General features: G+C 73.4%; 10 protein-coding genes and 1 pseudogene. 8 read left to right on the forward strand and 3 right to left on the reverse strand.

Annotated features, from left to right (window positions below):
- Nucleotides 1-5: 5 nt before the first annotated feature.
- Nucleotides 6-1,295, reverse strand: coding sequence for an enolase C-terminal domain-like protein (locus ACH54P_RS00295; protein ID WP_489910252.1), 1,290 nt, complete (start codon nucleotides 1,293-1,295; stop codon nucleotides 6-8).
- Nucleotides 1,295-3,088: a thiamine pyrophosphate-requiring protein gene (locus ACH54P_RS00300; protein WP_489910253.1), complete on the reverse strand. Its 1,794-nt coding sequence runs from the start codon at nucleotides 3,086-3,088 to the stop codon at nucleotides 1,295-1,297. The genes ACH54P_RS00295 and ACH54P_RS00300 overlap by 1 nt, the downstream gene beginning before the upstream one ends.
- Before the next feature lie 85 nt (nucleotides 3,089-3,173).
- On the opposite strand from ACH54P_RS00300, the gene ACH54P_RS00305 reads away from it, so the two are divergent.
- From ACH54P_RS00305 to ACH54P_RS00325, 5 genes are all read left to right on the forward strand, one after another.
- Nucleotides 3,174-3,365 (forward strand): hypothetical protein, encoded by a 192-nt coding sequence (locus ACH54P_RS00305; protein ID WP_489910254.1) that lies wholly within the window; start codon nucleotides 3,174-3,176, stop codon nucleotides 3,363-3,365.
- Nucleotides 3,335-3,649 (forward strand): MarR family winged helix-turn-helix transcriptional regulator, encoded by a 315-nt coding sequence (locus ACH54P_RS00310; protein ID WP_489910255.1) that lies wholly within the window; start codon nucleotides 3,335-3,337, stop codon nucleotides 3,647-3,649. The genes ACH54P_RS00305 and ACH54P_RS00310 overlap by 31 nt, the downstream gene beginning before the upstream one ends.
- Nucleotides 3,650-3,711: 62 nt before the next feature.
- Entirely contained in the window at nucleotides 3,712-6,099 is a 2,388-nt protein-coding gene (locus ACH54P_RS00315) for a molybdopterin oxidoreductase family protein (protein WP_489910256.1), read from the forward strand.
- Nucleotides 6,096-6,575 (forward strand): hypothetical protein, encoded by a 480-nt coding sequence (locus ACH54P_RS00320; protein ID WP_489910257.1) that lies wholly within the window; start codon nucleotides 6,096-6,098, stop codon nucleotides 6,573-6,575. Before ACH54P_RS00315 ends, ACH54P_RS00320 begins: the two co-directional genes overlap by 4 nt.
- 33 nt (nucleotides 6,576-6,608) lie before the next feature.
- Nucleotides 6,609-7,058 carry a DUF6098 family protein gene (locus tag ACH54P_RS00325; RefSeq protein ID WP_489910258.1) on the forward strand — a complete coding sequence of 150 codons (450 nt, stop codon included), beginning with the start codon at nucleotides 6,609-6,611 and terminating at the stop codon, nucleotides 7,056-7,058.
- Nucleotides 7,059-7,072: 14 nt separating this feature from the next.
- On the opposite strand, the gene ACH54P_RS00330 is transcribed toward ACH54P_RS00325, so the two are convergent.
- Nucleotides 7,073-8,335 carry a low temperature requirement protein A gene (locus ACH54P_RS00330; RefSeq protein ID WP_489910259.1) on the reverse strand — a complete coding sequence of 421 codons (1,263 nt, stop codon included), beginning with the start codon at nucleotides 8,333-8,335 and terminating at the stop codon, nucleotides 7,073-7,075.
- Nucleotides 8,336-9,991: 1,656 nt separating this feature from the next.
- Here ACH54P_RS00330 and ACH54P_RS00335 point away from each other — a divergent pair.
- From ACH54P_RS00335 to ACH54P_RS00345, 3 genes and pseudogenes are all read left to right on the forward strand, one after another.
- A pseudogene (locus ACH54P_RS00335) lies at nucleotides 9,992-10,564 on the forward strand (sensor histidine kinase); the annotation flags it as partial.
- A gap of 961 nt (nucleotides 10,565-11,525) precedes the next feature.
- Nucleotides 11,526-12,023 (forward strand): roadblock/LC7 domain-containing protein, encoded by a 498-nt coding sequence (locus ACH54P_RS00340; protein WP_489910260.1) that lies wholly within the window; start codon nucleotides 11,526-11,528, stop codon nucleotides 12,021-12,023.
- Entirely contained in the window at nucleotides 12,020-12,403 is a 384-nt protein-coding gene (locus ACH54P_RS00345) for a DUF742 domain-containing protein (protein ID WP_489910261.1), read from the forward strand. The genes ACH54P_RS00340 and ACH54P_RS00345 overlap by 4 nt, the downstream gene beginning before the upstream one ends.
- Nucleotides 12,404-12,414 lie beyond the last annotated feature (11 nt).

Here is a 12,414-nt window from a genome sequence, read left to right on the forward strand (position 1 = left end):
TCCTTTCAGAGCGCGTGTCCGGCCGCGGCGTCGGCGCGGAAGGTCAGGCCGTGGCCGGGCACGGCCATCGACGGGGTCACGGTGCCGCCCGCGGGGTCGAGGCAGCCGTCGAAGAACCGGCGTTCGATCCGGTCGTGGTCGGCGAACCACTCGATGTGCCGGAAGTTCGGGGTCGCCACGGCGGCGTGCGCGGAGAGGTTCGGCGCGCAGTGCGCCGAGACGTCCCGGTTGGCCGCGGCCGCGAGCGCGGCGGCCCGGCGCCACTCGGTGAAGCCGCCGCAGCGGGTGACGTCGACCTGGAGGCAGTCGACGACCGGGACCATCCGCGCGAAGTACGGCAGGTCGTAGCCGTACTCCCCGGCGGCGATGTCCGGGCCGCCGGGGAACCGCGTGGCCGCGAGCCCGGGCAGGTCGTCGCTCGAGACGGGTTCCTCGAACCACGTGACGTCCCACTCCAGGAGCCGCTCGGCGACGCGGCGGGCCTGGCCGGGCGAGTAGGCGCCGTTGGCGTCGACGTAGACCTCGACGTAGACCTCGACGTCGTCGCCGACCTTGTCCCGCGTCAGGGCGACCCGGTCCAGGTCACGGGCCACGCGGCGGCCCGCCGACTCGCCGATCTTGATCTTCACGCGCGGGATGCGCTGCCGGTGCACCCAGTGGTCCAGCTGCGCGGCCAGCTCACCGTCGGTCAGCGTGGTGAAGCCGCCGCTGCCGTACACGGCGACCTCGTCGTCGCCGACCTTGTCCCGCGTCAGGGCGACCCGGTCCAGGTCACGGGCCACGCGGCGGCCCGCCGACTCGCCGATCTTGATCTTCACGCGCGGGATGCGCTGCCGGTGCACCCAGTGGTTCAGCTGCGCGGCCAGCTCACCGTCGGTCAGCGTGGTGAAGCCGCCGCTGCCGTACACGGCGACCTCGTCGTGCACCCGGCCCAGGAGCCTGCTGACGGGCAGCCCGAGCGAGCGCGCGGCGGCGTCCCACAGGGCGATGTCGACGGCGGACAGCGCGCACGAGACCAGGCCGGGACGCCCGAGGTTGCGGACGGCGTGCTGCATGGCCGCCCAGCAGGCGGGGACGTCGAGCACCGGGCGGCCGCGGACGGCGCCCGCGAGCACCCCCTCGATCAGCGGCACGCAGGCCGCGTCGGCGTACGTCCAGCCCAGCCCCCGGATCCCGCCGGCCTCGGCGTGCACGACGACGATCGTGGTGGCGTCCCAGGCCAGGGTGCCGTCGGCCTCGGGCGCCGGAGCCGGCACCCGGTAGGCCCGGGCGCCGACCCGCTCGATCGCGGTCATCAGTGGTTCTTCCCGGGCAGGAACTCCTGCAGCTTCGTCTTGACCCCCTGCACGACGAGGTGGAACGCGTCGGGGTCACCCTTGAGGACGGCCTCGGTCGCCGACTTCACCTGCTCGAAGGTGGCGTGCGGCGGGATCGGCGGCACCTCGGGGTCGCAGCGGATGTCCAGCAGCGCCGGTTTGCCCGCGCCGAGCGCGGTGTCCCACGCCGCAGCGAGCTGGTCGGGCTTGTCGACGGTGACGGCCGTCAACCCGAGGGAGAGCGCGAACCCGGCGTAGTCGACGTCCGGCAGGCTCTGGGACTCCTCGAACTTCGGGGCCCCGCCCATCGCGCGCAGCTCCCAGGTGACCTGGTTCAGGTCGTTGTTGTGGAACACGCAGATCACGCACGTCGGGTCGCTCCACAAGCTCTGGTAGCGGGCGATGGTGATCAGCTCGGCGAGGCCGTTCATCTGCATGGCGCCGTCGCCGACGAGGGCGATCACCGGCCGGTCGGGGTGGGCGAACTTGGCGCCGATGGCGTACGGGACGCCGGGGCCCATGGTGGCCAGGGTGCCCGACAGCGACCCGCGGATGTCACCGCGGATGCGGAGGTTGCGGGCGTACCAGTTGGTGGAGGAGCCGGAGTCCGCCGTCACGATGGCGTTCTCCGGGATCCGCTTCGACAGCTCGGACACGATGGCCATCGGGTTCACCGGGTCGGCGTCCACCGCGGCTTCCTGCTCGACGGTGTCCCACCAGGAGGCGACGTTCTTCTCGATCGTTTCGCGCCACTTCCGGTCCGGTTTGGCGGTCAGCCGGGGCAGCAGCGCGCGCAGGGTCGCCGCGCTGTCGCCGACGAGGTTGACCTCGGTCGGGTAGCGCATCCCGATGATCCGGCCGTCGAGGTCGATCTGCACCGCGCGGGCCTGGCCGAAGTCCGGCAGGAACTGGCTGTACGGGAAGTTCGAGCCGACGATCAGCAGGGTGTCGCAGTCACGCATGAGCTCGTAGCTCGGCCGGGTGCCGAGCAACCCGATCGCGCCGGTCACGTACGGCAGCTCGTCGGACAGGACATCCTTGCCCAGCAGGGCTTTCGCGACACCGGCGCCGGTGACCTCCGCGAGCTGCCGGACTTCCTCGGCCGCGCCGCGCGCGCCCTGCCCGACCAGGACGGCGACCTTCTCCCCGGCGTTGAGCACCTCGGCGGCCGCGTCGAGGTCGCGTTCGTGCGGGACCGGGGCCGACCACGAGGTGCCCGGCGGGCTGGACGGCACCTGCTTGAACGCGTGCTGCGGCGGGGAGTACTCCTCCTCCTGCAGGTCCGCGGGGATGATCAGCGCGGTCGGGCAGCGCGACGACTGCGCCGTGCGGATCGCCCGGTCGAGCGCGTTCGGCAGCTGCTCGGCGACGTTCACCTCGACGAGGTATTCGCTCGCGACGTCCTTGTAGAGCGCCTGCAGGTCGATCTCCTGCTGGTAGCTGCCGCCCATGGCGCTGCGCGCGGTCTGCCCGACGATCGCCACCACCGGGACGTGGTCGAGTTTCGCATCGTAGAGGCCGTTGAGCAGGTGGATCGCGCCCGGGCCGGAGGTGGCCATGCAAACGCCGACCTTGCCGCTGAACTTCGCGTAGCCGACCGCGGCGAACGCGGCCATCTCCTCGTGCCGGGCCTGCACGAAGCGCGGCTGGTTGTCCGCCTTGCCGAACGCGGCGACCAGTCCGTTGATCCCGTCGCCCGGGTAGGCGAAGACCTGTTCGACGCCCCACTCGCGCAAGCGCTGGAGCAGGTAGTCGCCGACTGTCTGAGCCATGAGAACTCCTTTCGCCGTGCGGTGACGGCGGCTCTTCCGCGCGCCCACGTTCCCGCTTACCCGCTTTTCGGCTTATCATGCTTGCGTGACGCAAACGTGGTCGACGCAAGACGGGACCGACGCCGCCATGGCCGTGCTACGGGCCATGGTGACGATCGCGGACTCGACCGTGGGGCGGAACACCGAACAGCTGACGCTCACCCAGTTCCGCGCGTTGCGGGTGGTGGTCGACCGGACCCCGGTGACATGGGCAAGGTGGCCCGCGAGCTGGCGCTGAACCCGTCGTCGGTCACCCGGGCGTGTGATCGGCTGGTGACCCTGAACCTGCTGGAAAAGGCGGCCAACCCGCTCAACCGGCGGGAGACGCTGCTCGCCCCGACGGCGGCGGGGCGGCAGCTGGTGGAGCGGGTCGACCACGATCGGCGGAAGGTGCTGGCGAGCGTGCTGCGCGCACTCGACCCGGCCGCCCGTGCTGCGGCGATCGCGGCGTTCACGCGGTTCGCCGGAGCCGTCAAAGCGCACGAAACGGATTTTCCGTCACTTTTGCGCGACGCAAATTAATGCCGGTTTGATGGTCCCCGGCCCGGGTATCCGGGGCGCAGCCGGGCACCCGGAGGTCTGCGGTGGGACAGCGCGACGGGATCACCGAACCGTGGGGGACGAGGACGCCTTACGGACCGGGGGAGCCGTGGCCGGCGCGGGTCGACAGCCGGCTCGCCGACGGCCTGAGCCCCGGGGACGTCGACCGCTGGGTCCGCAGCGCCGCCGTGCTGCACTCCAACGGCGACGGGCTCGACATCGCGGTCAAGGACGGCCGGATCGCCGGGGTCCGCGGCCGCGCCGACGACCGCGTCAACCGCGGGCGCCTCGACCCGAAGGACCTCTTCGCCTGGCAGGCGAACTCCTCACCGGACCGGCTGACCACCCCGCTGGTGCGCAGGCACGGGGAGCTCACCGAAGCGAGCTGGGACGAGGCGATGGACCTGGTCGTCCGGCGCACCAGGGAACTGCTCGACGAGCAGGGACCCGGCGCGCTCGGCTTCTCCACGAGCGGCCAGCTGTTCGCCGAGGAGTACTACACGCTCGCCGCGATCGCGCGCGGCGGCGTCGGCACGAACCACCTCGACGGCAACACCCGGCTCTGCACGGCCACCGCGGCCGCCGCCCTCAAGGAGTCGTTCGGCTGCGACGGCCAGCCGTCGTCCTACGCGGACGTCGACCACGCCGACGTCCTCGCCCTCTTCGGCCACAACATGGCCGAGACGCAGGCCGTGCTGTGGTCGCGCGTCCTCGACCGGCTCGACGGCCCGAACCCGCCGTCGCTGCTCTGCGTCGACCCGCGCGACACCCCGGTCGCCCGGGCGGCGACGCTGCACCTCGCGCCCCTGCCCGGGACCAACCTCGCGCTGATGAACGGGCTCCTGCACGAAATCGTCGAGCACGGCTGGGTCGACCGCGAGTACGTCGAGCGCCACACGGTCGGCTACGACGACCTCGCCGCGACGGTCGCGGACTACCCGCCCGGGCGCGTCGCCGAAATCTGCGGCCTCGACGCCGGGCGGATCCACGAAGCCGCCCGGCTGCTCGGCACGGCGGAGCGGCTGCTGTGCACGGTCCTGCAGGGCTTCTACCAGTCCCACCAGGCTTCCGCGGCCGCCGTGCAGGTCAACAACCTCGTGCTGCTGCGCGGCATGCTCGGCAGGCCCGGCGCCGGCGTCCTGCAGATGAACGGCCAGCCCACCGCCGAGAACACCCGCGAATGCGGTGCCGACGGCGACCTGACCGGGTTCCGCAACTGGGCGAACGACGACCACGTGGCCGAGCTCGCCTCGCTGTGGAACGTCGACGTCGGCAGGATCCCGCACTACGGGCCGCCGACGCACCTCATGCAGATGCTGCGCTACGCCGAAACCGGCACCCTGCGGTTCCTCTGGGTGTCGGCGACCAACCCGGCCGTCTCGCTGCCGGAACTGCACCGCATCCGGTCCGTCCTGGACCAGAGCCGGCTGTTCCTCGTCGTGCAGGACGCGTTCCGCACCGAGACCGCCGAGCTCGCGGACGTCGTGCTGCCCGCGGCGATCTGGGGTGAGAAGACGGGCACCTTCACCAACGCCGACCGCACGGTGCACCTGTCGGAGAAGGCGGTCGAGCCGCCGGGGCAGGCGCGGGCGGACCTGGACATCTTCCTGGACTACGCGCGGCGGATGGACTTCCGGGGCAACGACGGCGAACCGTTCCCGCAGTGGCACGACGCCGAAACCGCGTTCGAGGCGTGGAAGCGCGCGTCGGCCGGGCGGCCGTGCGACTACAGCGGGCTGAGCTACGCGAAGCTGCGCGAGGTCAGCGGCGTCCAGTGGCCGTGCACTCCGGACCGCCCGGACGGGACGGAACGGCTCTACACCGACGGGAAGTTCTTCGCCCAGCCCGATTACTGCGAGAGCTACGGCCGCGACCTGATCACCGGCGCGCCCATGGAGCCGGTGGAGTACCGGGCCATGAACCCCGACGGCAAGGCCATGCTCAAGGCCGCCGAATACGTCGAACCGCACGAACGGCCCGACGAGGACCACCCGTACTTCCTCATCAACGGGCGGACCCTCTGCCACTTCCACACGCGCACGAAGACCGGCCGCGCCCCGGAGCTGCGGGCGGCCGCGCCCGAGGTGTGGCTGGAGGTGTCCGAACGGGACGCGGCGGCCGCCGGGCTCGCCGAAGGCGACCTGGCGGAGGTCTCGACGCCCCGCGGCGCCGTCCGGGCCCGGGTCCGGCTCGGCGGCATCCGCGACGGCGTGCTGTTCCTGCCGTTCCACTACGGCTACTGGGACGTCGACCACGTGGCGGCGAAGGACGGCGACCGCGCGGCCAACGAGCTCACCTTCACCGACTGGGACCCGGTGTCGAAGCAGCCGCTGTTCAAGACCGCCGCGGCCGCGCTGCGCAAGGTCGGCACCTGGGCGGCCCCGGAGCCCGGGCCGGTGCCCGCGGCCGTCGACGAGGAGGTCGTCCGATGAAGCTCGATCTCGTCCTGCGCGAGCTGCACCGCGCGGAGAAGGCGCTGGCCAGGGACCTGCTGAAGACGGCCGACCGGCACCGGGCCGAGCACGAGGTCCACCACGTCGCCCGCGACCTGGCCGCCTGGTCGGTCGCGCACGTCCGCGACGTCGCCCGCGCCGGCCGCGACCTGGGCCTGCACCTCGACGAGGACGTCCCGGGCCCCGGTCCCCTGGAACCGCTGCGGACGGCACTGGCCGAGCTGAGCGGGCGCCGTCCCGAGCCGGGCCTGCTCCTGCTCGCCGACCTGCGCCGCCTGCACCGCCGGGCGGCCGGCGTTTCGCTGGACTGGGAGCTGCTCGCCCAGGGCGCGCAGGCCGCGAAGGACAGCGGGCTGCTGGACCTGGCGAGCCGCTGCCACCCGCAGACGCTCCGGCAGCTGAAGTGGACCAACGCGATGCTGAAGGTGCTCTCGCCGCAGATCCTGACCAGCTAGTTTAACGAACAGGCGCCCGGGTAAGGCGTGATCATGCTGCCCACGGTGAAGGACTTGGCCGGCCTGGCCCGGCTCTTCGAGGAAGAAGGCGACGACGACCTGTACGTCCGCTGGTCCCACGGCCCGGAAACCGACCTCGGGGACAAGGAGTCGAGCCGCGACGGCCTGACCGGCATCGCCCTGCCGGGGCTGTCGGCGAACTCGCTGCGCCGCGAGCCGTGGTGGCGCGACCGCTCGGTCCGGTTGTGGCTGGCCCGCCGCCTCTACGACTACGAGCACCTGCGCGACCTGCGCGGCCCGGGGGTCCGGCCGTGGGTCCTGCGGGCCCGCGAGATCGCCCGCGGCCCGGACAACGAGCCCCTGGTGGTGGACGCGCAGCCGCTGGCCTGGGTGGCGGACGAGGTCCTCCAGGAGGCCCGGCGGCTGGTGGACGAGCAGGGCTCCCGCGAGTGGGGGCCGATGGACCGCCGCGCGACCCGCTGAGGGCGGCGCCGGCTTCAGCGCCGTTCGCGGGCCGCCGAGTGCCGGTCGCGGAGGAACGCCAGGGGGTCGTCGCCGAAGCGGTCGACGGCCCGGCGCCGGACCACCGACGCGCCGGCGGTGCCGGCGAGGCCCCAGACCGCGAGCACCGCGACCACCGCGGGCGCGGGGAGCACCCGGTTCAGGAAGGCGAGGTTCACGGTGGCGGCGAGGACCGCGACCTGGACGAGGCCGTGGTACCAGCGCGGCGAACCGCCCGCGAAGATCCGGGTGCCGGCGAAGTAGAGGGCCAGGCCGGTCGTGACGAACCACGCCGCCGCGTGCGGCGGGGACTCGTGCAGCGACAGGTTCACCCCGGCCGCGACGAGCACGAGGGCGAAGGCCGGGACGAGGTGGCCGGCGGCGTACAGCGAATACGCGAGCGCCGGGTTGCCGCCGGAGAGGCCGAGCATGCGCTCGTAGTTCTCCGCGGCCGAGGTGAAGTACAGCCACCACAGCGCGCCGGCCAGCACCAGGCCGCCGACCATCGCCAGCCAGTAGGCGACGTCGTCGGCCGGGCGTTCGAGGGCCGCGGTGCCGACGGTGATCACCAGCTCGCCGAGCAGCAGGATCATGAAGAGCCCGAAGCGTTCGGCGAGGTGGGCGGTGTCGACCGCGAGGTTCGGGTCGCGCGGCGGCGCGAACAGCGCCAGCATCCGGGCCGCCCGCGTCGGCCGCTCCCGCCGTTCGCCGCGGCGGTGTTCCCGGCGTTCTCGGCGTTCGCCGAGCAGCAGGAACCCCGCCTCCTGCAGCAGCGTGAACGCCCAGAGCGCGGACAGCCACGGCTGCGGGACGACCGCCGAGACGCCGAACAGGACGGCCGACACCGCGTAGCCCCCGCTGATCCGGCGCTGGTCGAGTTCCGCGCGGACCGGCCACCGGTGGGCGGCCGCCAGGATCAGGCGGACCCCGGCCATGGCCGCCGCGAAGACCGCCGGGTGCCCGTCGAAGACGTGGTGCGCCTGGGTGGCGGCGATCGCGCAGGGGACGGTGCCGGCGAGCACGAACAGCCGGTCGACGGCGCGGCTGTCGTCACCGCGGCGGTTGTAGAGCACGGCGAAGCCGATCCACGTCCACCACAGCGTCGCGAACAGGCCCAGCGCGGCGGCGACGCGCGCCCAGTGCGGCTCCGCGACGATGCCGTGCGCGACCTGGCCCACCGCGAACACGAAGACCAGGTCGAAGTACAGCTCGACCCAGCCGACCCGCTTGCCGCCGGTGTTGTCGTTCCCCTCGGTCACCACGGGGATTCTGCCGCCTCCCCGCCGCCGGGGCCCGGCCGGGGCCGCGACGGGGAATTAATAACAAACCATTCCGGCGGTGATCGACTTCGCCACGAATTCGTTCCCCGCGATACTTGTGGGTAATTCTGCCGCCATCGCGCCGCGCTGCCGCAAGCCTCGGAGCTGCGCGAACATTCTTTGTACGGTGTACAAGCTGCGACCGGCAGGGCACAATGCGTGATCCGTTCCGGCGCGCCGGAAAGAATTCATTCCGGTCGTCGGCGAAACGCCGGGGAACGGGTTGACAAGGGCGCCGGAGGTGAGGTTCTCTGCTGGTCGGCTCGATCACGCCACGTCTTCTCCGGCTGGGAGGGAGAGGCTTTCCGCCGGTGATCGGCCCCTGGGGTGCTCCCGTCCTGTCCGAGTTCGAAGTCAGCCACGCGCTGGGAATCGAGCGGTTCCGCCATGCACGAAAGAGGGTCCACGCCCCGCCGTCCGGCGGACGCCGCGTGGTGGCCGGCGCACTGGAGCGTCCGCACCAAGATCAGCGTCGTGCTCCTGCTGCCCGTCCTGGTCGCGGTGGCGCTCGCGGAGATCCGGATCCAGGGCGAGCTCGACCGGGCCACCACGCTCAGCGCGGCCCGCGACCGGCTGCCGGTGCTGCGCGACACGGTCGGCCTGACCGCGTCGCTGGGCCAGGAGATGGTCGCCGCGGTGGCGGTTCCGGCGGGCGCGCCGGACGCGGTGATCGCCGCCGTCGACGCGAAGGTGGCCGCGATCCAGCGCGACACCGGGTTCGCGCCGCTGCCCGCGGACACCGGCCGGGCGCTGAACACCGCGCTCGGCAAGCTCGCCGGGATCCGGGCGGCCGGGGCCGGCGGCGGCGACGTCCGCACGAAGGCCGCCGGCTACAACGACATCATCGCCTCCCTCGGCGACCTCGTGCCCGCGCTCGTCCCGGACGGCGTCGGCGCCGAAACCGCCGAGGTCACCCGGCTGCTGCTGCACCTGCGGGGCGAGCTGGCGACCGAGGAGACCTACGTGCGGGCGGCGCAGACCAGCCCGGCGGACTCCTCGCTCCGCCCGGCGATCGTGCTGACCGCCGCCGAGCAGGAGGTGCTCGGCGAACAGGCCGAACACCAGTTCTCGGGCGACCTGCTCGCGCGCTTCACCGCCGCCACCCGGTCGGCCGAAAGCCGGCTCGACGCCTTGCAGGCGTCCGGAAGCGACGCGGCACTCGCGGCGTTCCTCCCGTCGATCACCGCCGAGACCGCCGGGGTGACCGCCGTCTTGGACGACGTCTCGGCGAAGCTGGCCGCGGACGTCTCGTCGGCGGCCGACCGGGCCCGCGCGGATTCCTTGCGTGACACGGCTTTGGTGCTCGGCGCGCTGCTCGGGGCGCTCGCGATCGCCCTGCTGGTGGTGCGGTCGCTCGTGACGCCGGTGCGCCGGCTGCGCGCGGCCGCCCTGCGCGCGGCGAACGAGCAGCTGCCGGAGACCGTGCGGAAGGTGCGGGACGGCGCGGAGGTCGACTGGCGCGAGGTGCCCGAGGTCGGCGTCCGGACCGAGGAGGAGATCGGCCAGCTGGCCCGGTCGTTCGACGCCATGCACCGCCAGGCGGTCCGGCTCGCCGTCGAGCAGGCCGAGCTGCGCAAGCAGGTCAGCGAGATGTTCATGACGCTGTCGCGGCGGAGCCAGTCCCTGGTGGAGCAGCAGCTGACGATCATCGAGGACCTCGAAGCGGGGGAGCAGGACCCGCGCCGGCTCGACGAACTGTTCCGGATCGACCACATCGCGACCCGGCTGCGCCGCAACGGCGAGAACCTGCACGTGCTGGCCGGCGGACGGCCGGTCCGGCACGGCCGCGAACCGGTGCCCACGCGCGACCTGCTGCGGGCGGCGACGTCGGAGGTCAAGGACTACCGGCGGGTGGCGCTCGGCAACGCGCCGCGCAGCTCGGTGCAGCCCGAAGCGGCCGCGGACGTGGTGCACATCCTCGCCGAGCTGCTGGAGAACGCGACGCGGTTTTCCCCGCCGGAGCACAAGGTCGCGCTGACGGCCGACCGCGGCGCCGACGGCGGGCTGCTGATCGAGGTCGTCGACCAGGGCCTCGGCATGACGGCCGAGGAGCTCGCGACGGTGAACGACCGGCTCGCCGCCGCGGCGACCGTGGGCCCGGAGACGACCCGCCGGATGGGCCTGTTCGTGGTCGGCAGGCTCGCGGCCCTGCACGGGGTGACGGTCCGGCTGCGCGCGACGGGACCGGGCGTGCGGCACGGCGGAGTCACGGCGAGCGTGCACGTGCCGGGCGCGCTGGTCATCGCCGACCTCGCCCGCCCGATCGGCGCGGGCCGCCTGGCCACGGAACCGGCGGCGGCGCGCCGCAACGGCCACCCCCGGCCACCGGTGGTGCCCGCCCAGGCCTCGACACCGATCTTCGAGCAGGTCGTGACGAGCTGGTTCACCGAGCCGGTCGCGAAGCCGGTCCGGAGGAGCACACGGGTCGAGCCGGCGGCGGCTTCGGGGTCGCAGGCGGTGGATTGGCCTCCTTCGGTGGAGCTGCCGGTGGTTCGGCCGGAGCGGGCGCCCTCGGCGGAGACGACCACCGGAGCGCATTCGGCGGAGCGGCCCCGTTTTGCCGAGGGGTCGGTGGCTCGCCTGACCGCGCCCGAGGCGCCGCGTTCGGCGGAGCGGCCCGGTTTTGCCGAGGGGTCGGTGGCTCGCCTGACCGCGCCCGAGGCGCCGCGTTCGGCGGAGCGGCCCGCTTTCCCCGAGGCACCGGCGTCGCCCACCGCCACCGAAGACCCCGCAGCAGCCCAGCCGCTCGGCTGGCCCACCTCGGCCGACGAGCCCGTGGACCCCCGAAGCCGAGCGGCCACACCGGCATCTCCCACCGCCACCGAAACGACCGCCACCCGGGTGGGCAGCTGGGACACCCCGGCCGACCGGACGCGGCAAGCCGCGGAAAGCGCTCTCCAGCCCTCCGCCGCGCAGAAGCTGACCGATGCCGGGCTGCCGGCCCGGCGGCCCGGGGCCCAGCTCGCGCCCGGCGCCGCCGTCCCGCGGGGGCGGAGGAGACCGGGGGCGTCTTCCGGGATCCCGCCGCCGTCCGCAGCAGCCTGTCTCGGCACTACCAGGGCATGCGCGCGGCCCGGCAGCAGACCGCGGCGCGCGCCGAAGAATCCGGAAAGGACGAAGTGGAGCCTCGATGACGGACCTTCCCGACGTGCACCACCGGCGCGTACCCGGAGCCGAGGCGTCCCGGGCGCCGGCCTTGCCCGGTTCCCCGGCGCCGCCCGAGCGGACGGCCACGCTGAACTGGCTGGTCAACGGCTTCGTCCAGGACGTCTCGGGGGTCGCGCACGCGGTGCTCGTGTCCGCCGACGGCCTCCTCGTCGCGGCCGACGACACCCTGCCCCGCGAGCGCGCCGACCAGCTGGCGGCCATCGCGGCCGGCCTCTCCAGCCTGTCGCTCGGCACCGCGGAGCTGTTCACCGCCGGCCGGGTGGTGCAGTCGGTGATCGAGATGGAGCAGGGGTTCCTGCTGCTGATGAGCGTCGGTGACGGCTCGAACCTCGTCGTCCTCGCCTCGACCGGCTGCGACATCGGGCTGGTCGGCTACGAGATGACCATGCTGGTCGAGCGGGTGGGGCGGAAGGTCGACGTGCCCGCGCGCGAGATGCCGGTGGCCCAGGACCGGCGGTGACCGGGTACGCGCCGGGGGAGGGCGAGCCCCGCCGGAGCCCGGCGCTCGCCCGCCCCTACGCGTGGACCGAAGGCCGGACGGCGCCGTCGGTCGACCTGGCCGTGGAAGCGCTCGTCGAAACCACGGAAGAGGGCCGGGCCGAGGCCTACTACCACTCGACGAGCGCGCAGGCGCAGGTCACCGAGCTGTGTGTGCGGCCGCGGTCGCTGATGGAGATCGCCGCGCTGCTGGCGCTGCCGCTCGGCGTGGTCCGCGTGCTCGTCTCGGACCTGATGGAGCAGCGGCTGGTGGTCGTCCGCGACACCCTCGCCGACGTCTCCGGCTGGGACGAGCGCCACGACCTGATGGAACGCGTGCTGCACGGCCTGCGCGACCTCTGAAGGAAGGATCC

This window comes from Amycolatopsis sp. N2S4-7, from assembly GCF_058119595.1.

What these genes read in the sequence shown, in the direction of transcription:
- ACH54P_RS00295 (WP_489910252.1), bottom strand. Translation starts at nt 1,295, where the DNA reads ATGACCGCGATCGAGCGGGTCGGCGCCCGGGCCTACCGGGTGCCGGCT.
- ACH54P_RS00310 (WP_489910255.1), top strand. Translation starts at nt 3,335, where the DNA reads ATGGGCAAGGTGGCCCGCGAGCTGGCGCTGAACCCGTCGTCGGTCACC.
- ACH54P_RS00320 (WP_489910257.1), top strand. Translation starts at nt 6,096, where the DNA reads ATGAAGCTCGATCTCGTCCTGCGCGAGCTGCACCGCGCGGAGAAGGCG.
- ACH54P_RS00325 (WP_489910258.1), top strand. Translation starts at nt 6,609, where the DNA reads ATGCTGCCCACGGTGAAGGACTTGGCCGGCCTGGCCCGGCTCTTCGAG.
- ACH54P_RS00340 (WP_489910260.1), top strand. Translation starts at nt 11,526, where the DNA reads ATGACGGACCTTCCCGACGTGCACCACCGGCGCGTACCCGGAGCCGAG.
- ACH54P_RS00300 (WP_489910253.1), bottom strand. Translation starts at nt 3,088, where the DNA reads ATGGCTCAGACAGTCGGCGACTACCTGCTCCAGCGCTTGCGCGAGTGG.